The sequence below is a fragment of the Chryseobacterium sp. KCF3-3 genome (genome assembly GCF_045865955.1).
In the GTDB taxonomy this organism is placed as follows: domain Bacteria; phylum Bacteroidota; class Bacteroidia; order Flavobacteriales; family Weeksellaceae; genus Chryseobacterium.
In genome coordinates this window covers 1,389,344-1,415,308 of sequence record NZ_AP035792.1, presented here as the reverse complement: position 1 = coordinate 1,415,308, position 25,965 = coordinate 1,389,344, and the positions used below count along the sequence as shown (strand labels likewise).

The following is a 25,965-nucleotide window of genomic DNA, read 5'->3' as shown; positions in this document are numbered from 1 at the left end:
ATAACAAATTTTTTTGTTTATCGTGTTAAAAAGTTCTATTTTTGTGATAAATATCATATAAAATGCCGCAGGAACAACAGATAGCAATTGAAGAGAGGTTCGCCAGAGTTTTTAATGATAAATCATTTAAAGAAAGACTTTCTAGCGCAGATTTTGAAAAATACATTAATGGCAAAAAGAAACTGAGTTTTCAGAAACATGATACCATTTTCGAGGATGGCGAAACTCCAAAAGGAGTGTTTGTTCTGGAAAAAGGTGCTGCCAAACTTTCGAAATCAGGAGCGTTCGGTAAAGATCAAATTTTAAGATTTATCAAAGAAGGAGATATCATCGGCTATCGTTCTTTGCTTTGCGGGGAAAATTTCCAGGCCAAAGCAGAAGCAATGACAGATATTGAATGTGTGTTCTTACCCGCAGATATTTTCATGTATCTTTTGGAGGTAGATCCACAGCTGTCTTTCGTAATGCTTCAGAAAATCTCATACGAATTAGGAGAATCTTCCAACACCATTACTTTCCTTGCACAGAAAACAGTAAGAGAAAGACTGGCAGAAATTCTTTTGCTGCTGGAACAGAAACTGGGAGTAGATCCTGAAGGATTTATCAAGATCTCATTAACGAGAGAAGAAATTGCCAATATTATCGGTACCGCTACAGAAAGTGCCATCCGTCTGATCTCAGAATTCAAACAGGATAGTCTGATTGAAGTCGACGGAAGAAATATCAAGATTTTAAATCACGACAAACTCATGAAACTCGGTCACGTAGTTTTATAAATCATACAAAAACTTAAGTCGGCTCAAGGCCGACTTTTTAACTTTTAAAAATAGATAAATTATGTCTGTTCACTCTGAAATTAAAAAAGTTACAACTGAAACCTTGCGTAAAATGAAATTCGACAAGGAGAAAATAACAATGCTTACAGCCTATGATTTTACCACGGCGAAAATGGTAGATGCAGGTGGAGTAGATGCTATTTTGATTGGAGACTCTGCAGCGAATGTAATGGCTGGTTTTGAAACTACATTACCCATTACGCTGGATCAAATGATCTATCATGCTCAAAGTGTGGTAAGAGGAACCGACAGAGCTTTGGTGGTAGCAGATTTACCTTTCGGAACTTATCAGAGTAATCCTGAAAAAGCATTGGAGTCTGCGGTAAGAATGATGAAGGAAGGTGGGGCACATGCTGTGAAAATTGAAGGTGGAAAAGAAATTTCCAAGTCTATCAAAAAAATCATCAATGCCGGAATTCCGGTAATGGGACATTTGGGTTTAACACCACAGTCTATCTATAAATTCGGAACGTATAAAGTAAGAGCTAAAGAAGAGGCAGAAGCTGAAAAATTAATTGCTGATGCACAACTTTTAGAAGAATTAGGGTGTTTTTCAATCGTATTGGAAAAAATTCCAGCAGAATTAGCTAAAAAAGTAACGGAAAGTATTTCTATTCCTACCATCGGAATCGGTGCTGGTGCAGATTGTGACGGACAGGTTTTGGTGTATCATGATATGGTAGGAATGAACAAAGGTTTCAGCCCAAAATTCTTAAGAAGATACCTTGATCTTTACACAGAAATTACAGGAGCTGTCGCTCAATATGTAAAAGATGTGAAAAGTGTAGAGTTTCCTAACGAAAACGAAAGCTATTAATCTATGCAGAATCAGCAATCTACTCAGGGAATATTATCTATAGCAGCATTGATCTGTCTTGCTGTAGGATGGTTTAATCTGTTCTCTCCGGAAATCAATCATTTACTTTCTAGAAAAGTATTTTATGTGCTGATAGGAGCGAGCTTCTTTATTCAGGCGCCGTTACTTACCAATAAAAACTTTGTGTATGCAATGTATGCTGCTGCTGCGATCTGTGTATTCGGAGCATTTATTCCGGAAGGTTCAAAGCTTTCAGCTGTAAAAACAGTAGGGCTTCTGGCAGGGATTATCCTGTCTTTATCCAATAGAAGAAGATAGACGGAAGAAGTATGAAGGAGCAGATTATATATGAAGACAACCATCTTCTGGTGATTAATAAAAAGGTGGGTCAACTTGTACAGGGTGACAAAACCGGAGATGAATCACTATTAGAATCCATCAAGAATTTTATAAAAATAAGAGATGCTAAGCCGGGAAATGTTTTTCTCGGCTTGGTTCATCGTATAGACCGTCCTACATCAGGGCTGGTGATCTATGCAAAAACTTCCAAAGCACTTTCCCGTTTGACGCAGATGGTGAAAAACCGTGAAGTGAAGAAAACATATTGGGCGGTTGTAGGAAAAGAAATGATCCCGCAAAGTCAAAGACTGGTTCATTATTTAAAGAAAAACGAAAAAAACAATAAAGCCATTGTCTTTCCGAAAGCTACAGAAGGAGCAAAAGAAGCCATTCTTACCTATCATGTGATTAAAACACTGGATAATTATCTTCTTCTTGAGATTGATCTCGAAACCGGAAGACATCATCAGATCAGAGCACAGTTATCCAAAACTGGAGTTCCGATTAAGGGTGACCTGAAATATGGAGCACCACGTTCCAATCCTGATGGCGGAATAAATCTTCATGCAAGGAAACTGGAATTTATTCATCCGGTAACCAAAGAAAAAATTGAAATCATAGCTCCTGTTCCGCAGAATGATGCGATCTGGAGGGCTTGTGAAGAATAAAACTAAAAACTAAATACTATGAAACTTAAATTAATTTTTGTGATGACCATGTTATTGGTCATTACGTCTTGTTCTAAAGATGATGATATCTTGGAAATTGATACTCCTCAGCAAGTTATAACAGATAGACCCGCTAAAATTTCAGCTTCTTTCCCTAAGTTGAACTCAGTTACTCTGGCGGGAATAGATAAAAATTATACCTTTGAATATGACTCAGAGGGAAGGGTGCTTAAACGAAATGGATATATTTCAATTGGAAACGAGATGTATCCTGATTCTTTTTTTAATGATCCATATACCAGAATATCCTACACAGGTAATACTGCTACAATGAAAAATTATAAAACTAGTATAATTGATGAAAGAAACTTTGAATTTGATAATCAGGGAAGAATTATTAAATTAAATATTCCTTCTGTTACTAATGCTGCGAAGGATAAGCGTATTACATACAGTTATAATACTGTTGGAAAACTTACAGAAGCTTTGACTGAATTTCCTAATGCAGCTTATAATCCAGCTAATCCCAATGATTATATTTTAACATATGTAGAAAAAATTACTTATGATAATGTGGGTAATGTTGAGAAGGCAATTACCACAGAAAAACATAATAATGTAGATATTTATATTACAAAAGTAGTTGAGTTTTCTCAGTATGATACTGCCCCGAATCCATTTCGTAAGTTAGGTGTTTTTGCAGAATATTTTTATTTTACCCTACCTACTAATAATTTTAACAGGATGGTTACTAAGATGTATAATTCAGGAAACTTAGGTACTACATACATAGGAGCATGGAATAATTCTTATAATTTAGATGGAACTGTGAAGCTTTTTCAATAAATTTTTTTTGATTTAAATATCAATAAAGCCCGTCTCAATTTCAGAGACGGGCTTTTTATTTAAAATCATTTCAGATTTTGCCCATTCTGAAAAAATGTCTAACTTCGTCCCAAACTTTAGGGGTGTCTGTTACCAACAGACTGAGACTTTACCCTTTGAACCTGATCTGGATCATACCAGCGTAGGGAAAAGTAGATGACTTTTGCTGTACATTCTATTGTACAATAATGGCCATTCCTAAAGTATATATAAAATATTAGGAATGGAACTTATAATCAACCACACCCGAAAAACATTTGATGTACTTCCTGAAAATCTGGAAGCATTACTGGCTATTGAACTGCCTGGTAAGAAAAAAGGCATTGCTGTAGCGCTCAACAATCGCATTATTCCCCTGTCAATCTGGGCGGAAACAATCCTTAACAACAACGATTCTATTTTAATCATTACTGCCACTCAAGGCGGTTAATTCTCATATTTAATACCAATACTTATGGCTCACTCCATTACATGTTCGCCATTTCCGAACTCAAAGAAAATCTATGTTGAAGGAACATTACACCCTATCAATGTAGCAATGCGTGAAATACAGCTTAGCCCGACCAAATTAACCAATGGCGGCTTTGAACATAATGCTCCGGTAACGATTTATGACACTTCAGGTCCTTATACCGATGAAAATGCAGTCATTGATATTCAGAAAGGGCTTCCAAGAATCAGAGAACAATGGATTCTGGATAGAAATGATGTGAATATCCTTGACGGAATTACTTCTGAATACGGAAAAGCCCGTTTAGCAGATCCACGTCTGGATGAACTGAGATTCTCTTATGATCATAAACCTAAAGTTGCACAGGAAGGAAAAGAAGTTACACAGCTTTACTATGCCAGACAGGGCATCATTACTCCGGAAATGGAATATGTGGCTATCAGGGAAAACCAGAGAATAGAACAGCTTGATTCTGTATCTAAAGAAATGGCTTTTCAACATCCGGGACACAGCTTTGGTGCCAATACTCCCAAAAGCAAGATCACTCCGGAATTTGTAAGAGACGAAATTGCTGCCGGAAGAGCGATCATTCCCAATAATATCAATCACCCGGAAAGTGAACCGATGATCATTGGAAGAAATTTCCTGGTGAAAATCAATGCCAATATCGGAAACAGTGCCGTTTCATCCAGTATTGAAGAAGAAGTAGAAAAAGCAGTATGGGCTTGCCGATGGGGAGGCGATACCATTATGGATCTTTCCACAGGGAAAAATATTCACGAAACAAGAGAATGGATCATCAGAAACAGCCCGGTTCCTATCGGTACTGTTCCCATCTATCAGGCATTGGAAAAAGTAAAAGGAGTTCCTGAAGATCTGACATGGGAAATTTTCAGAGATACGCTGATTGAACAGGCAGAGCAGGGAGTTTCCTATTTCACTATTCACGCAGGAGTTTTACTAAGATACATTCATTTAACAGCGAAAAGAGTAACCGGAATTGTTTCCAGAGGAGGATCCATCATGGCAAAATGGTGTTTATTCCATCATAAAGAAAGCTTTTTGTACACTCATTTTGAGGAGATCTGTGAGATCATGAAAAAATATGATGTTGCTTTCTCTCTGGGAGATGGTCTTCGTCCGGGATCTATTGCAGATGCCAATGATGCCGCTCAGTTTGCAGAACTGGAAACTTTAGGTGAACTGACTAAAATTGCCTGGAAACACAATGTACAGGTGATGATTGAAGGACCTGGACACGTTCCGATGCATATGATTAAAGAAAACATGGAAAAGCAACTGGAAGAATGCCATGAAGCTCCGTTTTACACCTTAGGTCCTTTAACTACAGATATTGCACCAGGGTATGATCACATTACTTCGGGAATCGGTGCAGCAATGATCGGATGGTTTGGTTGTGCAATGCTTTGCTATGTAACACCAAAGGAACACTTAGGACTTCCGAATAAAGATGATGTAAAAGTTGGGGTAATTACTTATAAACTGGCAGCTCACGCAGCAGACCTGGCAAAAGGACATCCGGGAGCGCAGTATAGAGATAATGCATTAAGTAAGGCAAGATTTGAATTCAGATGGGAAGACCAGTTCAATCTTTCATTAGATCCAGAGACAGCAAGAGCTTATCACGATGAAACACTTCCTGCAGAAGGAGCCAAAATTGCTCATTTCTGTTCCATGTGCGGACCGAAATTCTGTTCCATGAAAATCACACAGGAAATTCGTGAATCTGCAGAACAGGGAATGCTGGATAAATCACAGGAGTTTATCGAAAAAGGAAAAGAAATCTATATATGATTCTAGTCATAACTCCTGAATGGATTGCTCCGAATGAAACAGATACTATTCATCAGATGTTTCAGGAAGGTCTTGATCTGCTTCATATCCGTAAACCGTGGCTCAGCCGGAATGAAATGATTGAATTTATCACTCAGATTGATGAATCTTTCTATTCACAGCTGGTATTGCATACGCATTACGATCTTGGGAAGGAATTTACTATTTCAAGGTTTCATTTCAGGGAGATTGATAGAAAGGAAGAAATATATAAATCGTTTGTGAAAGAAAATACCATTTCAACTTCGGTACATGATATTAAAACATACAATACTTTGGAAAAAGAATGGGAATATGCTTTCATAGGCCCATTCTTTCCAAGTATCTCCAAAAAAGGATATGGACTGGATTCTACCATTAAGGAAGAAATAAAACATCGGGACAATCCTGATGTCAAATTGATTGCCCTTGGAGGAATTGATCAGGATAATATTCATGAAGTTTTCGAATCAGAAGCAAATGGAGCAGCTTTATTAGGTGCCATCTGGGAAAGTGAAGAACCCTTAAAAGTATTCAAAAAATGCAGGAACGTCCTTATGTCATAAGCATCGCAGGTTTCGATCCCAGTGGCGGCGCTGGCTTATTATCAGATAGTAAAACCTTTGAACAATCAAAAGTAATGGGGCTTGGAGTATGTACAGCATTAACATTGCAAACTGCTTCAAAATGTCTGAGTTTAGAATGGCGTCCTATAGACGAAGTAACTGAAGCCATTCAGGTGATGATGGAAAGTTATCCTGTTTCAGCCGTGAAAATCGGAATAGTGAAGGATGCCGAATTTATGGGTAAGATTGTGGAAACAGTTCAAAAAGGAAATCCTGATGTGAAAATCGTATGGGATCCCGTTCTGAAAAGCACTTCCGAATTCACATTTTTTGATCTTGAAACACTTCCTCAATTAAAAAATACGGTTAATAAACTTAGTTTAATAACTCCTAATGATAATGAATACAGTGTTTTAAAAGAAAATCATCTTTTGCCGGATACGAATCAATGCTCTTTACTGATTAAAGGAGGACATCGGAAAGATCATCTGGGAACGGATATTTTAGTTGAAAGTGAAAAAGAAACGCTTTTAGTTCCAGCCGAAGGTAGTACAACCTATTTTCCCAAACACGGTTCCGGCTGTGTTTTATCCTCAGCCATTACAGCAGAGCTTGCAAAAGGAGAAAATATGGAGAATGCCTGCCGAACCGGAAAACGATACATCGAAAAATTTTTAAAAAGTAATCCCTCTTTATTGGGAACACATTCATAGAAAACATGGAAAAATTACAATATATATCACAGGGAAATACCCGACAAGAACAGGAACTTTACATCCGTAAAGCACTGGATAACGGCATCAAATGGGTACAGGTTCGATGGAAAAATGCTCCTGAAAACGAATTAATCCAACTCTGTGAAATTTCAAAACAACTTTGTTCAGAATATCAGGCGGTTTGTATCATCAATGACCATGTACAAATAGCTAAAGAAGTAGATGCTGATGGCGTTCATCTGGGATTAAACGATAGCGCTATTGAAGAAGCAAGAATGATCTTAGGCGAAAATAAGATTATTGGAGGAACGGCTAATACCCTTTCAGATGTTCTTCAGAGAATCAAAGAATCTTGTGATTATATCGGTCTAGGACCATTGAGATTTACCACAACCAAAGAAAAACTAAGCCCGATTCTTGGGTTTGAAGGATATCAGTCTATCATTGATGGATTAAGAGAGAAATCAATAGACATTCCTAAAATATTTGCCATCGGAAGTGTTACGCTTGAAGATATTTTACCGTTACAGGAGATCGGGATTTACGGTGTTGCTGTATCCGGGCTTATTACAAAGCAGCCGACCCTAATTAATGAATTAAAAAAAGTAATGATATGAACAATCAGAAATTAGAAATAGCAGGAAGAACTTTTGAATCAAGATTGTTCCTAGGAACAGGAAAATTCGGAAGCATGAGTGATATGGTACAATCTGTTATCGCATCCGAAACGAATATGGTGACTATGGCTCTCAAAAGAATTGACGCCCAATCCAGTGAAGATGGTCTGCTTGATTCATTAAAAGAAACCCATGTTCATCTTCTTCCGAATACTTCCGGAGCGCGGACTGCTAAAGAAGCTGTACTGGCAGCACAGTTAGCAAGAGAAGCACTGGAAACCAACTGGGTCAAACTGGAAATTCATCCGGACCCGAAATATTTATTGCCAGATCCTATTGAAACCTTGTATGCTACGGAAGAATTGGCCAAACTGGGATTTATTGTAATGCCTTACATTCATGCTGATCCTGTTTTATGTAAACGTCTTGAAGATGCCGGAACTGCTGTAGTAATGCCTTTGGGGGCACCTATCGGAACGAATAAAGGATTAAGAACACAGGATTTTCTGGAAATAATCATCAGTCAGAGTAATGTTCCTGTAGTGGTAGATGCCGGAATCGGGGCACCGTCAGATGCTGCAAAAGCAATGGAAATGGGAGCAGATGCTGTTTTGGTGAATACTGCCATTGCTGTTGCCGGAAATCCACTGAATATGGCTTTGGCTTTTAAAGAAGGTGTGATTGCCGGAAGAAGAGCCTTTGAATCAGGATTGGGAGCTATTGCCAACCATGCCGAAGCGTCAAGCCCGCTTACTTCGTTTTTATTTGAATAAATCAGACTCATGAAAAGCTTTAAAGATGTTTTTGAAAACTACCAGTGGGATGAGGTAAAGAATAAGCTTGAAAAAGTAAGTCTGGCCGATGTAAGATGCAGTCTTCAGAAAAAGAATAAAACCCTGGACGATTTTTTGAATCTCCTGTCGCCAGCCGCTTCTCAGGAACTGGAACTGATGGCAAGAATGACACAAATGCTCACCCAAAAACGATTTGGAAAAACCATTCAGTTGTATGCACCGCTGTATCTCAGCAATGAATGTCAGAATATCTGCACCTATTGCGGATTCAGCCTTGATAATAATCTGAAAAGGAAAACGCTTTCCGATATGGAACTGATGATTGAAGCCTCAGTACTGAAATCTATGGGAGTGAATCATGTATTACTTGTAAGCGGTGAAGCCAATAAAATAGTAGGAGTACCTTACTTTCAGAATGCTGTCCGTAAGTTAAAACCTCATTTTTCTAATATTTCCATTGAAGTTCAGCCACTATTGGAAGAAGAATACAAACTGCTTCATGAAGAAGGAGTGCATTCCGTTTTAGTGTATCAGGAAACCTATCATCAGGATGTATACAGAGAATATCACCCGAAGGGTAAAAAATCTAACTTCCATTTCCGTCTCGAAACTCCCGACAGGATAGGAAGAGCAGGCATTCATAAAATTGGACTTGGAGTTCTCCTTGGGCTTGAAGATTGGAGAGTTGACAGTTTTTTCAATGCATTACACATCGATTATCTTCAGAAGCAGTACTGGAAAAGTAAATTTTCTGTTTCCTTTCCAAGACTCAGACCTGCTGAAGGAATCATCGAACCTAATTTTATCATGGAAGATAAAGACCTTCTTCAATTGATCTGTGCCTACAGAATCTGGAATGAAGACCTTGAAATCTCCATTTCTACCAGAGAAAATGAAGTGTTCAGAAATAATATTGTCTCTCTGGGAGCAACTGCCATGAGTGCAGGTTCAAAAACAAATCCCGGAGGATATGCAGTGGATAAAGAATCTCTGGAACAGTTTGAAACCAGTGACGAAAGAAGTATGGATGAAATCCGAGTTATGATTAAAAAAGCAGGCTATGATCCTGTAATGAAAGACTGGGATTCCGTTTATAGTGGATTTTAAATTTTTAAATCATTAAGGATTTTGAAGAGGTGAAGGTTATTTAAGAAAAATCGAAGATTTTTAAGATACTCTCTTTTTTGAAGCGAAGCTCATCTTAACTTTCCTTACAAACTTAAAAAACCTTAATGGTTCAATGATAATTATGAAAGAAGATCATTTTTCACGGTACAGCCGTCAGATATTTATTGAAGAAATAGGATTGGAAGGACAAAAGAAAATAAGGTCTTCCAAAGTTCTTGTCATTGGAGCAGGAGGTTTGGGAAGTCCTGTTATTCAATATCTGGCTGCAGCAGGAGTAGGAACTTTAGGTATTATCGATTTTGATCATGTAGAACTTCATAATCTGAACCGGCAGATCATTCATACTGAAAACAGAGTAGGATTTTCCAAAGTAAAGAGTGCAGAAATATTTGTAGAAGAGCTCAATCATCAGGTTAAATTGACAGGAATTGAAGAGAAAATCAATGAAGAAAATATTGAAGAAATTCTTTCTCAGTATGATATTATTGTTGACGGATCTGACAATTTTTCCACAAGATATCTGGTGAATGATACCTGCGTAAAACTGAATAAAACTTTGGTTTACGGGAGTATTTTAGGGTTTTCAGGACAGGTTGCTGTGTTTAATCATAATGGAAGCAAAAACTTACGGGATATTTTCCCTGAACCGCCTTTCGATGAGGATGTACCGGATTGTGACAGTCTTGGCGTATTGGGAGCCCTTCCCGGAATGATAGGCAGCATGATGGCTCTTCAGGCATTAAAAATAATCACAGATCTTCCGGTGATTGTGAATCAACTGACATTGGTAGACACACTGAACTGGAGATTTCAGACGATAGATTTCTGATGTAGATGTAAACACTAATGTCACTAATATTTTCACAAATAACACAAATCCAATATCAATAGGAACGGGTTCTGATCCTGAGCGTAGACGAAGGAAACCCGTTTTACTTTTATAAAACCATCCATTGGCTTTAGCCAAAAATTATCCGACAAATAAAAAATAGGCGCAAATCATTTTACGCCTATTTTTATTTTATTGTCAAGAAGAATTACTGTGCCTGCTGCATTACGCCTCCGTTATCTTCTTTTTTAGTCTGGTTCAGGATATTCGGATCCTCTTTTGCCAGTTTATTTCTTGTCGGAATTTTATAATTGATAGAAAATCCGAAATTTCTCGTGTCATACTTGCTACTGATCAAGACCGGCGTTCCTGATGGTGGATTAGAACGTACCTGCATCATCTGTCCGTTGAAAATATCATTCGCAAAAACAGAAAGCGTCAGACGGTTGTTCATAAACTTTTTCGTCAACGTAATATCAAGAGAGTTGTTGAATGGTTTTTCTGCCGTAAAGTAGAAATATCCCGCCTTTGGAGTCAGATAGCTGTAGTTGGCTGTCAGTTTGATGTCCTTAGGTAAAATAACCTGGGTCATGATATTGAAAATCCAGAAGCCTTTATTATTCAGGTTATCGATTTCATGTTTCTGATATCCTGCATATAAATACATGAAATTAATTTTATCCGGATTGAAATTAAATTTCATGATTTCACTAAATGGCTTACTGAAAATCATAAAAGGAACCGGTAATCCCACATTGAAATTGTGAATTTTCATATTCGAAATATTCACCTGCTCGTTGTAAAGTTTTCTTCCGTCCTTTCGGATGATCTGTGCCACCTGGTTGCTTGCCGAACTTACACTATATCCGATAAATGCATAATCAAAAGCTGAAATTTTCAATTCATAATTATCAAAAATAGTAGGCTGTAGGTTAGGATTACCATTTACTTCGGTACTTGGTCCGGAGAAAGTTACGTTATTCGGGTTCAAAGCAGAAATACTCGGTAAGCTGATTTTTCTGTTGTAATTGGCGGCAATATTAACCTGATTCATCATGTTATATTGTACGCTTGCATTCGGGAAAAATTTAAACTTATTGAAAGGAATCAAATTAGCCTCCACCAGTTTCGCATCTTTATCAAAATATCTTGTTACCCCGGAAATATCATAGTTTTCCGCACGGGAACCCAATGTGAAGTCAAACTTTTTCAGTTTAGCCTGAAACTCCAAATAGGTAGAAGCAGTTTGTCTTTGATATTCTAAGTTAGTCAGCCCAAAACTTTCCGTATCATAATCCTGTCTTTCATATAATCCTCCAAAACTTACCTTTCCGCCATCAAGAAGTTTGATAGGTTGGGCATAATCTACTTTGAAGTTGGCAATATTCATTACAGATTTATTGTTCAGAATATCTTTTAAACCATTGGTAGGGCTATTGATAGGAAGATAGGGTGCTGCTGCAAAATTACCATCCTGAAAGAAATTGTCCTGAGAAAATTTACTGTCTGATCTTGTATAGCCAAACTGGAAGTCTAATTTTTGAGATTTATCTGCAAAACGTTTCTGATACGTTACCACAGCTTCCTGTCTGAGACTATTGGTATGGGCAACATCCGAAGATGTATAAAAAGCTTCCCTTAAATCTTTTGGATTATTCTGGAAAGGCAAATCACCATGACCGTTACTTAAAGTATAGTTGTCATTATTATTGTGATAAATATCGTAGTTCAATAATAATCTGTCCTGACCCAAATCAAAAGTTAACCCTGATTTTGCAAAATATCCACGTGCGTATCTATCGGTATGGCTGCTCAAAAGTTCGTCTTGTTGACCATTTAGCATACTTTCACGATAGTTTTGACCTACGTTCAGCTGCCATCCGAAATATTTATTCCTTGCATTTAAATTAACAGAATTGGTCGTCCTGTTTCTGTATTTATCATAATTCGTGAAAGAATAATTTCCTGAATACGTAGCAGTTAAATATTTGTTGGCATTTTTATTAGTAATGATATTCATGATGGCACCTCCGGAAGTAGCCGGAAACTCAGCACCGGGCTGTGTGATTACTTCTATTCTTTCTACAGAGTTGGCAGGCATTCCTTCAAGGAAAGAGTTCAATTCATTGGACGTAATATTCAGAGGTCTTCCGTTAAGATATACTTCCAGCATTTTTCCCTGATACATCATTCCTGCAATATCGGTAGATACAAGTCCCGGAAGTTTTTTAATTCCTTCCAGAACGTTTCCGTTATTCAGCTGAGGTTGTTCAGAAAAGTCAAAAATGGTACGGTCGGCCTTTTGTTCAACGGCTTTTTTAGTTTTGGTGATAACTACACCTTCTATTTGTTTTTCTTTAGCACCCGTAGTATTCTTTTCTTGTGAGAAAACAAAAACAGAACTTACCAGTGATAAAGCGAAAATCGTTTTTTTCATAATGTTTTACTGATATCCGGTTAGACGCTGAAAAACAAAATTTGTTACGATAAAATTGTGAAAATCGAAAAATTAAGCTGAAATTTTTTTTATTTCCGAAATAATTATATCTTTGCCAGGTAATTATCAAGAATCTCTAGATGGGATAGCAACCTGCAAAAACAAGCAAGGTGCTGCAATCGATAAGCCGGATTTTCCGGAAAAAATGTTTATCATTCTATCATTATCCCCATCTTGAATTTTTGTTTTAAAGTTAAAATCAATGTTTAAAGACAAGGGAAATCACATTCCATCAGTAATTTTTTATTCTTCAGATCATGAAGTGAGTCTTCATTATTCTGATATGTTTTCATGCCATTTCTATATGCGCATGTGTTGTTGCTGCTAGCACTTTCTATTTCTAAAAAATAATACAAACATTCCGAACATCAATGGTAACCTTACATTTTAGGGTTACAGGATTTGTATTGCTTAAAAACAATTTTTAACAACAAAAAGTAACAACAAACAATATGCATAATTTCAAAACAAAAATATTTGTTCCTTCTATCGCGCTTATCTCTACATTTTATTACGCCCAGACGGACACTTTACAATCTAAAAAAATAGATGATGTAGTCATCCTCGGTTCAAGAGGCTCAGGAAGATCACTGACAGATACGCCCGTTCCGGTAGATATTATTAACATATCGAAAATTTTAAAACAAAGCCCCACTAACAATATCAGTCAGGCTTTAAATTATATTGTCCCTTCATTTTCATCCACCTCACACACGGTGAACGATGGAACTGACTTTGTAGACCCTGCACTTTTAAGAGGGTTGGGGCCGGATCAGGTTTTGGTTTTACTCAATGGAAAAAGAAGATACCAGTCTTCATTGATTAATGTTACCCTTACGCCGGGAAGAGGCTCTGTGGGAACTGACCTTAACGCTATTCCAGCCTTTGCTTTAGAAAAAATTGAGGTTTAAGAGACGGAGCTTCTGCTCAATATGGTTCTGATGCCATTGCAGGAGTTGTCAATCTCGGCCTGAAAAAAAGATTAGGACTTTCCGGACAAGTATTTCTGGGAGGATACGCATCGCCTGTTGCCAATAATTTCTCCGGAGGAGTAGATGGACAGACTATTTCCGTAGATCTTAATTATGGAGCTAAAATAGGAAAAACGGGATTTATTAATATTACAGGTTCTGCACAATATCGTGATCCTTATTCCAGAGCCGGAGTAAGAGAAGGTGATATTTTCAATGCTTATAATGCAATTAATTACAGAGCATTGCAGGATGGAGTGAATATTGATGGTTTGTATAAAAATATTTCGAATACTTCCAATACTCAGCAGATTATCAATACAATAAAACAATATGCAGCTAAGGTGGGTTATTTTGGAACTGATTTTCAATCTCAAATTTCAGGAGCCAACAGCATTTCCGATCTTCAAAAATTATTAGGTAAAGATTTTACATCTCAGGAGCTTAATTACAGAGGACTGGAGAGAAAAGATTTCAGCCTAAGAGCGGGACAGTCTAAGCTGCAGTCGGGCCAGCTCTTCTTCAACTCTGAAATTCCTGTGAATGATGACTGGAAGGTGTACTCATTTGGAGGCTATAGCTACCGCCTTGGAAATGCCGGAGGATTTTACAGACTTCCAAATACGGAGAGAAACATCAATGCAGTGACTCCCAATGGATATCTTCCTCAGATTGAAGCAGCCGTGAATGATTATTCTCTTGCTGCCGGAATTAAAGGAAAATGGAATGGCTGGAATGTGGATTTCAGTAATACTTTCGGGAAAAATACCTTTGGTTTTGGGGTTGTCAATACATTTAATGCTTCTTTGACAGACAATTCTCCAAGAACCTTTGATGCCGGAGGATCTGAGTTTTCACAAAATACCGTCAATCTTGACTTCTCAAAAAAATATGATATATTGAAAGGATTGAATATTGCATTCGGAGCAGAATACCGACATGAAAATTATAAAGTGAATGCCGGAAAAGAAAATTCTTATGCTTCTTATGATATCTATGGACGTGTGGTAACTGCTAAAACTCCTGAAAATGAGAAGGTAACCGACTTCTTCGGAAATGTAAGGCCAGCGGGAGCACAGGTTTTTCCAGGCTTTAGTCCGGAAAATGCCGTTTCAGGAAATAGGAACAGTATTGCTGCTTATGCTGATGCAGAGCTGGAAGTTACTGATGGCTGGCTGTTGGAAGGAGCTTTGCGATATGAGAATTATTCAGACTTCGGATCTACATTCAATTATAAAGTGGCAACCAACGTGAAGCTGGCTCCTAACCTGAACTGGAGAGGTGCTGTTTCTACAGGATTCAGAGCGCCTTCTTTAGCTCAAATCTATTATAGCTCCACATCTACGTTGATTCAGCAGGGAAAAACTACGCAGGTTGGTACTTTTAGGAATAATTCTGAAGCCGCACAGGCATTGGGTATTCCGAAATTAAAACAGGAAACTTCACAATCCTACAGCACAGGAATTACATGGAAGATTCCAACATTAAACCTGACTTTCACCGCAGATGCTTATTTAATAAAGATTAAAGACAGAGTAGTACTTACGGATCTGTTTTTCCGTCCGGATAAAATCAACAATGCTGATGATCAGGTATTGCAAAGTGCCTTTGATCTGGCAAGAGCCAGCGCTGCCAACTTTTTTGCCAATGCTGTAGACTCTCAGACAAAAGGGTTGGATATTACGATTTCTCAGAACTCAAAAATCTCATCGGGGATTTCTTTGGAGAATAATTTGGGAATCAACTTTAATCAGACCAAAAGAATCGGAGATATTCATGCGTCACCTAAATTGGTAAGCCAGATTGATAATTATTTCTCAGAACCCAACAGAGTGTATTTTGAAGAAGCTGTTCCTCGTGTAAAAGCTACTTTATCGAATACTTTAAGAGTTTCCGGATTTACCTTTGTACTGCGTAATTCTTTCTTTGGTAAAGTAACTGATGCAGATGTTCTGGATGCTAATTTTGACGGAGTAACAGGAAGTACAGAGCATTTTGTTCTTAATAACCGCTTTGTGACGGATTTATCTGTAGGGTATGATTTTAATAAAAATATTTCAGCAACGATCGGGAGCAATAACATCCTGAATATTCTGCCTTCTAAAAGCCCGAATATAAGTTCATTAACTGCTGATAACCAGTTTGTGTATTCCAGACAGGTTTCCCAGTACGGTATAGGGGGAAGGTTCTTGTTTGCAAGAATTGAATTCAGATTCTAAATATTGACATGATTTATAAATTATTTAAACAAAAAAATGAAGCGTCTCAAAAGTCAAACAATTTGGCTTTTGTCATTCTGACGAAGGAAGAATCTTGTTGATAACCAAACATATGAGATTCTTCACTACATTTATGAACTTCGTTCGCAGACTTTCAGTCTGTGTTCAGAATGACACTTTTGAGAATGCTTCGTTTTTTATATATGATGATGGTTATCTCAGGGAAAAATCCCTAAGCTTAGCTTTTTGCAGTTATTGGGCACGGTTTTTTTCTTCAAAATTGACTGACCTGTTATTCGATTTTACTTTCTGATTTCCAAAATTATAGGTGATGCTGAGGTTCATTCTTCTGGCATCCCAATAGTTGTTGAAAGATTGTGTATTATCAGTAAAATACATATCAGCTCTCAATCCGGACTGTCTGAAAATATCGCTCACCGAAAGATTGACCTGAAGGGCTTTTTCCGCAAAACTCATTTTGATTCCTGCATCCAGACTTGCTGTGTTTTTCATAGAAAAATATCCGTCTCTGGAAGGAAGGTTATTCCAGTAATTGACAAATAGCATGAATGTCTTCGCTTTATTCAGCTGGAAAGTATTGTTCAAAGAAAAATAAAATGACTGTCCGTTTTTAGCAACCAGATTGAACTTTGTAATCTGAGTTTCATTATAGCTGAAGGAGGTAGAAATATTACTTTCCCAGATTTTGAAATAGGTGTCCGTATAATTGAGATTGAGCCCGTAAATATTTTGATTGTAATAATTTTCATAAGTACTGGTAAGGTCAATTCCGTTCAGGAATGAGAGTTGATCAAAATTATTTGTGGTTCTCTGATAGTAAAGATTGGCAGAAAATTTACTTTTAAAAATATAATTGAATTCAATATTGTGATTGAAAGAAGGTTGCAGACTTGGGTTTCCGGTATAATATGTATTAGGATTAGAATACCATCGGAACGGGTCTAAAGCCCGGAAGTAAGGACGGTTAATTCTTCGGGAATAATTAATGCTGAACTGATTGTTTTCATTGGCTTTATAAGATATATAGGCTGTTGGAAAGAATTTTCCATAATTGTTCTCCGATTTTGATTGGGTAGTAGGAGAAAAACCGCTGGTTTGTGAATATTCATAACGAAGCCCTGCCTTTACAGACCATTTTTCGCTGAGGTCTTTACTGGCACTGATATAGGCTGCATAATTTTTTTCATGATAATCAAAAAGATTACTCTTTGCCGGATCTATGATATAATTTCCATTGTTAAAATTAAAATATGCGATGTCTGAATTATTAGAAAACTGACTGTATTTCGCTCCTGTTTCTACTTGAATTTTTTTGAAATTTAAAGTTAAGTCTGCCTGCCCGGAATAGATTTTATAATCTACCGAAGATAGATTTCTAACAATCTGAGTTGTATTACTGACAATATTTCTTGTTGTGAAATTAACCTCATTATCAGGCAAATTTCCATAATAATTGGCTCCGAAACTAAGTTTATGCTCACCCAATTTCTGATCAAAATAAAGATTAAGCATTTGGGTGGTAAAAGGAGAGCGATGCTTTGAATCTGTGTCTGTCTGTAAAGTAGGAGTGCTTCCTGTGAGGTAATTCTGTGTTGAATTGATATCCATATTGGTATGTCCCTTTGTAATATCGTATACCAATCCGATATTGGAATTTTTAGAAAGAGAATAGTCAAAATTGGCATTCAGTCCAAGTCCGTCATTCATATCCTTTCTGTCGTCTTTGCTGATAGAAGAGTTTTGCCCGATGATATTATTTTTTTCTACAGACCTTTTATCTCCATCATATCCCATCACCTTTACAGAAGCTTTTATCTTTTCGTTTTGATAATTTATTCCGGCCACACTACTGAAACCAGCATAGGTTCTCTGGGTGTAGTTAGTATTCAGATAGCCGCTCCATCCCAGATTCTGATTCTTTTTAAGGACGATATTGATAATTCCGGTGTTTCCCTGAGCTTCATATTTAGCAGGTGGAGTTGTGATCACTTCAATTTTCAAGATATTTTCAGAACGAAGGTTTCTCAGATAATTCATGAGTTCGGTTCCGGAAAGATTCAGCATTCGGTCATTTACCATTACAGACACTCCATTTTTTCCGGCAATGGAAAGAAGTCCTTTATTTTCATCTACCTGCAATAAAGGAGTTCCTGCCAGAACTTCAGTCCCGGAGCTTCCCTGTGAAAGCATGGAGTTTTGAACGTTGTAAACAAGACGATCCACTTTACGCTCTACAAGAACTTTTTTACCATTCACCGTCACTGCTTCAATTTTGTTAACATTGATAGTGTCTTTAGTTTGTGCTACTGCAAAAGAAAAAGCAAGGGTTGTTATAAATAAAATATGTTTTTTCATGGGATATTAATGACAGATTAAATAATGATTGTGTTAAATTTCTCTCACAAAAGTATTGGAAGGGCTCTTGAATGGAAATAGCATTTAGATGAAGGGGAACATTATGCATGTCAAAAAAGTTTCGTCGGAAAAAAACAGGTTTTTATCGAAAAGGATTGATGAGTTGTGCCTGCAGAGATTTATATTTGAGTATGAATAAAAAGCAAATTATCTGGCTTCAGATTTTGTATTGGAGTTTCAACTTTATAGGAAACAACATTACACCTTACTTCTTTTTTCCTGAGCGAAGAGGATTTGAAACGTATGTGCTGAACTTTACCTATTTTATTTCTGAAATTTCTACTTTTTATCTTTTGTATCTGGTTATTATTCCGAAAGTATTAAACCTGGAGAAACTTTATTCTGCCGTTTTAGTTTTTTTGATCTCTATATTAAGCTTTGGTGTCATTCGGTATGGAATAGAAGAAGTGCTGCTTCCTATTACTCTTGGATTCAGAAATTATAATAAAGATACCGGACTTTTATATTATTTGACAGATAATATCTACAATGCTTCACTGACGGTTTTCATTGCCGGAATTTTGTGGATCGTGGAGAAATACGGAGTCGCAGAAAATGATAAAAAACAACTTCTGATCGAAAAGAAACAGGCAGAGCTACAGGCTTTGAAAACACAGATCAATCCTCATTTTATTTTTAATTCATTAAATAATATTTATTCTCTTGTCTATCAAAAATCAGATAAAGCGCTTCCTGCCATTGAAGAGCTGGGACAGCTGCTGAGATACAGCACCAAAGATCTCGAAAAAGACTCCATTTCTTTGGATAAGGAAATTGGTTACATAGACAGTCTGATTGCGCTGGAAAAGCTTAGAATCAGAAATCCTGAACTTTTGTTGATAGAAAAAGATATTCAATATCCTCAACTGAAGATCTCACCCATGCTGTTGGTTCCTTTTGTTGAGAATGCCTTCAAGCATGGTGATTTCCGTGATAAAGGTTTTGAAATGAAAATTTCAGATCAGAATAAAATTCTGCATTTTTATCTTTTGAATTTTAAAACACAGAAAATGAAAGATACCGTTTCAGGAATAGGTATTCAGAATGTGAAAAAAAGACTGGAAATATTGTATCCTAAACATCAGCTGGAGATCAGGGATTCGGAAACAGAATTTATGGTGGATTTAAAAATAGATTTAAGGGATGAATAAGATAAAATGCATTATTGTGGATGATGAGCCTTTGGCAATCTCTCTTCTTGAACATTATGTAGAGAAGATTCCCTTTCTTGAATTGGTGTTTTCCACAGAGAATCCAATCCTGGCTTTGGAATATCTTCAAAAAAACGATTCAGACCTCATCTTTCTGGACATTCAGATGCCGGAACTTACAGGAATCAATTTTATGAAAATTGTAGGACCTGATCAAAAGTATATTCTGACAACAGCTTATTCAGAGTATGCTCTGGAAGGATATGAGCATAATGTAGTGGATTATTTATTGAAGCCTATTTCATTTGAAAGATTTCAAAAGAGTATATCAAAGGCTCAGGAGCGGTTTCCTTTTCCACAGGAGGAAAATACCCATTTCTTTGTAAAATCTTCAGGGCAGAGACATCGTATCGGCTTTAATGAGATTCTTTATATTGAAAGTATCAAAGACTATGTTAATATCCGGACGGAAGCCAATGAGTTTATCGTTCTGGATACTCTTAAATCAATGGAAAACCAACTTCCTGAAAGATTTGTGCGGATTCATAAATCTTTCATTGTCAATCTGGATAAAATCAAAAGTATAGGTGCTAAAAAAGTGATTCTTCCCGAGTATGAAATTCCGATTGGGGAAAGCTATAGAGCAAATCTTCTGGATAGATTAAAGTGAAAATGTTTTAAGATTAATATTAAACCTTATAGGTTTTTAAAACCTATAAGGTTTGGAAGATTTACCAAAGTTCTTCAATATAACTAAAACAAAAAAGACGACTTCTAATGAAGCCGCCTTTCTATTAATTAATCTAACAATTAATTTTATTTTTCCTGTTGTTTGATCAGGTTTAGCGCTGAACCAGCCTTAAACCAATCAATTTGTTGATCGTTGTAAGTATGGTTGGCCATAATGATGTCTTTAGTTCCGTCAGCATGAACGAATTCTAAAGTCAATTGTTTTCCCGGAGCAAATTGGTCAAGATCTAAGAAGTTAACCGTGTCATCTTCCAGAATTTTATCATAGTCTGCTTCATTAGCGAAAGTAATTCCAAGCATTCCTTGTTTCTTAAGGTTGGTTTCGTGGATTCTCGCGAATGATTTTACCAATACTGCTTTCACACCAAGGTGTCTAGGCTCCATGGCAGCATGCTCTCTTGAAGAACCTTCACCATAGTTCTGATCTCCTACCACAATGGTTGGAACACCTGCAGCTTTGTAAGCTCTTTGTACAGCCGGAACTTCACCGTATTCACCGGTTAATTCGTTTTTAACTTTATTGGTTTCCATGTTGTAAGCATTTACCGCTCCAATCAACATGTTGTTTGAAATATTATCAAGGTGACCTCTGTATTTCAACCAAGGTCCAGCCATAGAAATGTGGTCAGTAGTACATTTTCCGAAAGCTTTGATCAATACTTTAGCTCCTTGAATGTTTTTACCATCCCAAGCCGGGAATTCTTCCAATAACTGAAGTCTGTCTGAAGTAGGACTTACATTCACAACTACTTTAGAACCATCATGTGATGGAGCCTGGTATCCGTTGTCATCTACCGCAAATCCTTTTGCTGGAAGTTCGAAACCTTTAGGCTCGTTAAGTTTTACCTGTTCACCTGATTCGTTAGTTAAGGTATCCGTAATTGGGTTGAAGTCCAGTCTACCAGAGATTGCTACAGCAGCTACCATTTCCGGAGAAGCTACGAATGCGTGGGTATTCGGGTTACCGTCAGCTCTTTTCGCAAAGTTTCTGTTGAAAGAGTGGATAATAGAGTTTTTCTCTCCTTTTTCCGCACCTTCTCTGTCCCATTGTCCGATACATGGTCCACAAGCATTGGTAAAGATTCTTGCATTCTCAAATTTTCTGAAAGAATCTAAGAAACCGTCTCTTTCTGCTGTGAACTTCACTTGCTCAGAACCAGGGTTGATTCCAAGGATTGCTTTAGGTTTTACCCCTTTTGATACTGCATCCTCTACAATGGAAGCTGCTCTTGATAAATCTTCATAAGAAGAGTTGGTACAAGAACCGATAAGTGCCCATTCTACTTCTAAAGGCCATCCGTTAGCTTCAGCTTTAGCTCTGAATTCAGCAACTGGAGTCGCTAAATCTGGTGTGAAAGGTCCGTTTAAGTGAGGAGTCAGTTCAGAAAGGTTGATTTCTATTAATTGATCAAAATATTGTTCAGGGTTAGCATATACCTCAGCATCACCTGTTAAGTGTTCTGCAATTGTATCAGCAGCATCTACTACATCCTGTCTTCCAGTAGCGGAAAGATATCTTCTCATTGAATCATCATACCCGAAAGTAGAAGTTGTAGCTCCGATTTCAGCACCCATGTTACAGATAGTCCCTTTACCTGTTGCAGAAAGAGATTCAGCACCTTCACCGAAATATTCTACGATGCATCCTGTACCTCCTTTTACAGTCAGGATTCCTGCTACTTTTAAGATAACATCTTTTGCAGAGGTCCATCCATTCATTTTACCGGTTAATTTTACCCCGATAAGTTTAGGCATTTTAAGTTCCCAGGCCATTCCTGCCATTACGTCTACTGCATCAGCACCACCTACACCAATTGCTACCATTCCTAATCCTCCTGCATTTACTGTGTGAGAATCGGTACCGATCATCATTCCTCCAGGGAAGGCATAATTTTCCAGTACAACCTGGTGAATGATACCAGCTCCCGGTTTCCAGAATCCGATTCCGTATTTATCACATACAGAACTCAGGAAGTTGAATACCTCAGAGTTTTTGTTGATCCCTTCCTGTAAATCTTTGTCTGCACCTACTTTCGCCTGGATCAGGTGATCTGCATGAGCAGTAGAAGGAACCGCTACTTTAACTTTTCCTGCCTGCATGAATTGTAAAAGAGCCATCTGTGCTGTGGCATCCTGCATTGCTACTCTGTCTGGTGCAAAGTCTACATAAGAGTTTCCTCGTTCATATGCTTGTGTAGCATTTCCTTCCCAAAGGTGGGTGTAAAGAATTTTTTCTGAAAGGGTAAGGGGTTTTCCCACGATTTGTCTTGCCGCAGCAATTCTTTCCGGGTAGCGCTCATACACCTTTTTGATCATATCAATATCAAAAGTCATATCGTATTTTAGTTTTGTTCTTTTTCCGTTAAAGCTTCTTTTTCTATGGGATGAAAAAGAAAAATCACTCTTTTGTACATCAAAAAACGTTCCTATAATCCATAAATAGGGTGTTTTTGACTTTAAAATCAATAGATTTTATAACTTTCAATTTAAGAAAAATTAGAATTTATTTTCCTGATTTTATCGAAAAAAAAACGTAACTATCTTAAAATAGAAACGTTCTAAACAAAAAATTGGAAGATTTTAAATCCAAAAGGACCAAAATCTTCCAATGATATAGTTTTTAATAGGTCTTTCGACGTATTATTAATCTCTTAGTGAGCGCTTGTACTTGTCAGTTCTTTAATAGAAGGAACAAAAGTAGTAAGGTCAATTCCCTCAACGGCAGCTTTATACTCATCAATGCTAGGAATTCTTCCGATAATCGCAGAAAGAACAACAACCGGCGTTGAAGCCAATAGAGATTCTCCTTTTTTACGTTCAGAATCTTCCACTACTCTTCCCTGGAAAAGACGGGTAGATGTAGCTAAAACAGTATCTCCTTTCGCTGCTTTTTCCTGGTTACCCATACAAAGGTTACATCCAGGACGCTCAAGGTACATTACGTTTTTGTATTCCACACGAGCTTCTCCTTTTGGAGCGTTATCATCAAATTCAAAAGCTGAGTATTTTTCTAATAATTCCCAGTCTCCTTCTGCCTTTAACTCATCAATGATGTTGTAAGTAGGAGCTGCTACTACAAGAGGAGCACTGAATTCTACTTTACCTTGTTGTTTTTCAATGTTTCTAAGCATTTGAGAAACGATCTTAAGGTCACCTTTGTGAACCATACAAGATCCTACGAAACCAAGATCTACTTTTTTCTCACCACCATAGTAAGAAAGATCTCTGATGGTATCGTGTGTATATCTCTTGGAAACATCGTCATTGTTTACATCCGGGTCAGCAATCATTGGCTCAACAATTACGTCAAGATCTACAACTACTTCAGCGTAATATTTAGCGTTTGAATCCGGAGTCAAAGCAGGTTTTTCTCCTGATCTGATTTCTTCGATTCTCTTGTTTGCTTTGTCAATTAGTCCCTGAAGAACCTTATTGTGGTTATCCATACCCTTGTCGATCATGATCTGGATTCTGCCTTTTGCAATTTCCAGTGATTCGATCAAAGTATTATCTTCAGAAATGTTGATAGAAGCTTTTGCCTTCATCTCAGCAGTCCAGTCTGTAAATGTAAATGCCTGGTCAGCAGGAAGTGTTCCGATGTGAACCTCAATGATTCTACCCTGGAATACGTTTTCTCCTCCAAACTGCTTCAACATCTGAGCCTGTGTAGCATGAACCACATCACGGAAATCCATGTGTTCTTTCATGTTTCCTTTGAAGGTTACTTTTACAGATTCAGGAATTGGCATAGAGGCTTCACCGGTAGCTAATGCAAGAGCCACAGTTCCTGAGTCAGCTCCGAAAGCTACCCCTTTTGACATTCTTGTGTGAGAGTCACCTCCGATGATGATGGCCCACTCGTCTACAGTGATGTCGTTAAGAACTTTGTGGATAACGTCAGTCATCGCGTGGTATTCACCTTTAGGGTCACGGGCTGTAATCAAACCAAATTCGTTCATGAACTTCATTAGCTTCGGAATGTTAGCCTGAGCTTTTTTATCCCAAACAGAAGCAGTGTGACATCCTGACTGGTAAGCACCATCAACAATTGGAGAAATCACAGTTGCTGCCATAGATTCAAGCTCCTGAGAAGTCATAAGACCTGTTGTATCCTGGGATCCAACGATATTTACCTGTACACGAACGTCTGAACCAGCGTGTAAAACTTTTCCTGGTGTAGTTCCAACTGCATTTCTGTTGAAAATCTTTTCTACAGCAGTAAGTCCTTGTCCTTCGTGAGAAATTTCTTTTGATGGAGCAAAAACAACTGGAGCTTCAACTCCTAAAAGCTGAGCTGCAAATGTTTGTAACTTCTTACCAAATACAATAGCGTAAGATCCACCAGCTTTGATGAATTCCATCTTTTGCGGAGTGAAAGATTTGGTAAGGTCGATCAATTCCTGATCTCCGTTATATAATTTCTTTTCTTTTGTATTGATTGTTAAAACAGTTCCTGTTGCTACTGAATACGCTTCTTCAAGAACGATGTCTCCATTTTCGTTACGAACAGGGTTTCCGTTTTCGTCTACTTTCTTCACCCAGTTTTTAAGGTCGATACCAATACCTCCGGTAACGTCTACTGTGGTAAGGAAGATAGGAGAAATTCCGTTTGTTCCTCCTACAATAGGAGCAATGTTTACGAATGGTACATATGGGCTTGCCTGTTTTCCTGTCCAAAGAGCAACGTTGTTTACTCCGGACATTCTTGATGAACCTACACCCATTGTTCCTTTTTCAGCAATAAGCATCACGCTTGCATCAGGATGTTGTGCCTGTAAAGCTTTGATTTCTTCCTGAGCTTCAGGAGTGATCATACATTTACCGTGAAGCTCACGGTCTGATCTTGAGTGAGCCTGGTTACCCGGAGAAAGTAAGTCTGTAGAGATATCTCCTTCACCGGCGATAAATGTTACTACTTTGATTTCTTCTGCAACTTCAGGAAGTTTAGTGAAGAATTCAGCTTTTGCGTAGCTTTCAAGAATTTCTTTTGCAATTTCGTTTCCGCTGTTGAATGCTTCTTTCAGACGGGTAGTATCTGCTTCATAAAGGAAAACCTGAGTTTTAAGAACGTTAGCCGCTTCTTTAGCAGTAGCAGGATCGTTACCTAGAGCAAGATCCAGCAATACTTCAATAGAAGGTCCGCCTTTCATGTGAGATAACAATTCAAAGGCATATGCAGGGGAAATTTCTTCTACTACGGATTCACCTAGAATAATTTCTTTTAAAAATTTTGCTTTCACTCCCGCTGCACTTGTAGTTCCGGGTAGTGTGTTATAAATGAAAAATTTAAGAGAATCTGATCGGTCAGCATTACCTGAATCTTTAATTTGTGTAATGATTTCGCTTAGTAATTCAGCCCCATCAATTGGCTTTGGATGAAGCCCTTGGGTTTTTCTTTCTTCAATCTCTTTGATGTAATCCTTATAAATACTCATAATAGAAGGTCTTTCAAAATTAAAGGT

At 37.5% G+C, this 25,965-nt stretch carries 21 protein-coding genes and 2 riboswitches; of the genes, 17 read left to right on the top strand and 4 right to left on the bottom strand.

The genetic code is table 11. The features are described 5' to 3' along the window. Nucleotides 1-62: 62 nt before the first annotated feature. From ACKTTZ_RS06315 to ACKTTZ_RS06255, 13 genes are all read left to right on the top strand, one after another. A complete protein-coding gene (locus ACKTTZ_RS06315) occupies nt 63-776 on the top strand; it encodes a Crp/Fnr family transcriptional regulator (protein ID WP_034692595.1) in 714 nt (237 codons plus the stop codon). 61 nt (nt 777-837) lie between these two features. Beyond that, nucleotides 838-1,653: a 3-methyl-2-oxobutanoate hydroxymethyltransferase gene (gene panB / locus ACKTTZ_RS06310; protein ID WP_034692593.1), complete on the top strand. Its 816-nt coding sequence runs from the start codon at nt 838-840 to the stop codon at nt 1,651-1,653. A gap of 3 nt (nt 1,654-1,656) precedes the next feature. Beyond that, nucleotides 1,657-1,971 (top strand): hypothetical protein, encoded by a 315-nt coding sequence (locus ACKTTZ_RS06305; protein WP_407847870.1) that lies wholly within the window; start codon nt 1,657-1,659, stop codon nt 1,969-1,971. 11 nt (nt 1,972-1,982) lie between these two features. Next, entirely contained in the window at nt 1,983-2,660 is a 678-nt protein-coding gene (locus ACKTTZ_RS06300; RefSeq protein WP_034692590.1) for an RluA family pseudouridine synthase, read from the top strand. A gap of 18 nt (nt 2,661-2,678) precedes the next feature. Continuing rightward, a complete protein-coding gene (locus tag ACKTTZ_RS06295; RefSeq protein ID WP_407847868.1) occupies nt 2,679-3,506 on the top strand; it encodes a hypothetical protein in 828 nt (275 codons plus the stop codon). Nucleotides 3,507-3,614: 108 nt separating this feature from the next. Next, nucleotides 3,615-3,711, top strand: a riboswitch (TPP riboswitch). Nucleotides 3,712-3,768: 57 nt separating this feature from the next. Continuing rightward, on the top strand, nt 3,769-3,975 hold the full coding sequence (thiS, locus tag ACKTTZ_RS06290; protein WP_253317511.1) for a sulfur carrier protein ThiS: 207 nt from the start codon (nt 3,769-3,771) through the stop codon (nt 3,973-3,975). A gap of 24 nt (nt 3,976-3,999) precedes the next feature. Continuing rightward, nucleotides 4,000-5,811 (top strand): phosphomethylpyrimidine synthase ThiC, encoded by a 1,812-nt coding sequence (gene thiC, locus ACKTTZ_RS06285; RefSeq protein WP_407847866.1) that lies wholly within the window; start codon nt 4,000-4,002, stop codon nt 5,809-5,811. Further along, entirely contained in the window at nt 5,808-6,395 is a 588-nt protein-coding gene (locus ACKTTZ_RS06280; protein WP_407847864.1) for a thiamine phosphate synthase, read from the top strand. Before thiC ends, ACKTTZ_RS06280 begins: the two co-directional genes overlap by 4 nt. Further along, nucleotides 6,371-7,108 (top strand): hydroxymethylpyrimidine/phosphomethylpyrimidine kinase, encoded by a 738-nt coding sequence (locus tag ACKTTZ_RS06275; RefSeq protein WP_407847862.1) that lies wholly within the window; start codon nt 6,371-6,373, stop codon nt 7,106-7,108. Before ACKTTZ_RS06280 ends, ACKTTZ_RS06275 begins: the two co-directional genes overlap by 25 nt. Before the next feature lie 5 nt (nt 7,109-7,113). Beyond that, nucleotides 7,114-7,728 (top strand): thiamine phosphate synthase, encoded by a 615-nt coding sequence (locus ACKTTZ_RS06270; protein ID WP_034692572.1) that lies wholly within the window; start codon nt 7,114-7,116, stop codon nt 7,726-7,728. Further along, nucleotides 7,725-8,501, top strand: a complete 777-nt coding sequence (locus tag ACKTTZ_RS06265; RefSeq protein WP_034692569.1) for a thiazole synthase — start codon at nt 7,725-7,727, stop codon at nt 8,499-8,501. Before ACKTTZ_RS06270 ends, ACKTTZ_RS06265 begins: the two co-directional genes overlap by 4 nt. Nucleotides 8,502-8,510: 9 nt before the next feature. Further along, nucleotides 8,511-9,629 (top strand): 2-iminoacetate synthase ThiH, encoded by a 1,119-nt coding sequence (gene thiH, locus ACKTTZ_RS06260; RefSeq protein ID WP_034692567.1) that lies wholly within the window; start codon nt 8,511-8,513, stop codon nt 9,627-9,629. A 133-nt stretch (nt 9,630-9,762) separates the two neighbouring features. Next, nucleotides 9,763-10,479, top strand: a complete 717-nt coding sequence (locus ACKTTZ_RS06255) for a HesA/MoeB/ThiF family protein (RefSeq protein ID WP_407847859.1) — start codon at nt 9,763-9,765, stop codon at nt 10,477-10,479. Between the two features lie 208 nt (nt 10,480-10,687). Here ACKTTZ_RS06255 and ACKTTZ_RS06250 read toward each other — a convergent pair whose 3' ends face one another. Then, on the bottom strand, nt 10,688-12,916 hold the full coding sequence (locus ACKTTZ_RS06250; RefSeq protein ID WP_407847857.1) for a TonB-dependent receptor domain-containing protein: 2,229 nt from the start codon (nt 12,914-12,916) through the stop codon (nt 10,688-10,690). 118 nt (nt 12,917-13,034) lie between these two features. Next, nucleotides 13,035-13,132: riboswitch (SAM-I-IV-variant riboswitch) on the top strand. Between the two features lie 296 nt (nt 13,133-13,428). On the opposite strand from ACKTTZ_RS06250, the gene ACKTTZ_RS06245 reads away from it, so the two are divergent. Together ACKTTZ_RS06245 and ACKTTZ_RS06240 are read left to right on the top strand one after the other, a co-directional pair. Continuing rightward, nucleotides 13,429-13,887, top strand: a complete 459-nt coding sequence (locus ACKTTZ_RS06245; protein ID WP_407847855.1) for a TonB-dependent receptor plug domain-containing protein — start codon at nt 13,429-13,431, stop codon at nt 13,885-13,887. Between the two features lie 305 nt (nt 13,888-14,192). Beyond that, nucleotides 14,193-16,166 (top strand): TonB-dependent receptor plug domain-containing protein, encoded by a 1,974-nt coding sequence (locus ACKTTZ_RS06240; RefSeq protein WP_407847853.1) that lies wholly within the window; start codon nt 14,193-14,195, stop codon nt 16,164-16,166. A gap of 252 nt (nt 16,167-16,418) precedes the next feature. Here ACKTTZ_RS06240 and ACKTTZ_RS06235 read toward each other — a convergent pair whose 3' ends face one another. Next, nucleotides 16,419-18,542: a TonB-dependent receptor domain-containing protein gene (locus ACKTTZ_RS06235; RefSeq protein ID WP_407847851.1), complete on the bottom strand. Its 2,124-nt coding sequence runs from the start codon at nt 18,540-18,542 to the stop codon at nt 16,419-16,421. A gap of 191 nt (nt 18,543-18,733) precedes the next feature. Here ACKTTZ_RS06235 and ACKTTZ_RS06230 point away from each other — a divergent pair, with 191 nt between their 5' ends. Together ACKTTZ_RS06230 and ACKTTZ_RS06225 are read left to right on the top strand one after the other, a co-directional pair. Next, nucleotides 18,734-19,753, top strand: a complete 1,020-nt coding sequence (locus ACKTTZ_RS06230; protein ID WP_034692551.1) for a sensor histidine kinase — start codon at nt 18,734-18,736, stop codon at nt 19,751-19,753. Beyond that, nucleotides 19,746-20,423, top strand: a complete 678-nt coding sequence (locus ACKTTZ_RS06225) for a LytTR family DNA-binding domain-containing protein (protein ID WP_034692549.1) — start codon at nt 19,746-19,748, stop codon at nt 20,421-20,423. Before ACKTTZ_RS06230 ends, ACKTTZ_RS06225 begins: the two co-directional genes overlap by 8 nt. Nucleotides 20,424-20,569: 146 nt before the next feature. On the opposite strand, the gene ACKTTZ_RS06220 is transcribed toward ACKTTZ_RS06225, so the two are convergent. Continuing rightward, nucleotides 20,570-22,837 carry an aconitate hydratase gene (locus ACKTTZ_RS06220; protein ID WP_407847848.1) on the bottom strand — a complete coding sequence of 756 codons (2,268 nt, stop codon included), beginning with the start codon at nt 22,835-22,837 and terminating at the stop codon, nt 20,570-20,572. 317 nt (nt 22,838-23,154) lie between these two features. Next, on the bottom strand, nt 23,155-25,938 hold the full coding sequence (locus ACKTTZ_RS06215; RefSeq protein ID WP_034692547.1) for a bifunctional aconitate hydratase 2/2-methylisocitrate dehydratase: 2,784 nt from the start codon (nt 25,936-25,938) through the stop codon (nt 23,155-23,157). Nucleotides 25,939-25,965 lie beyond the last annotated feature (27 nt).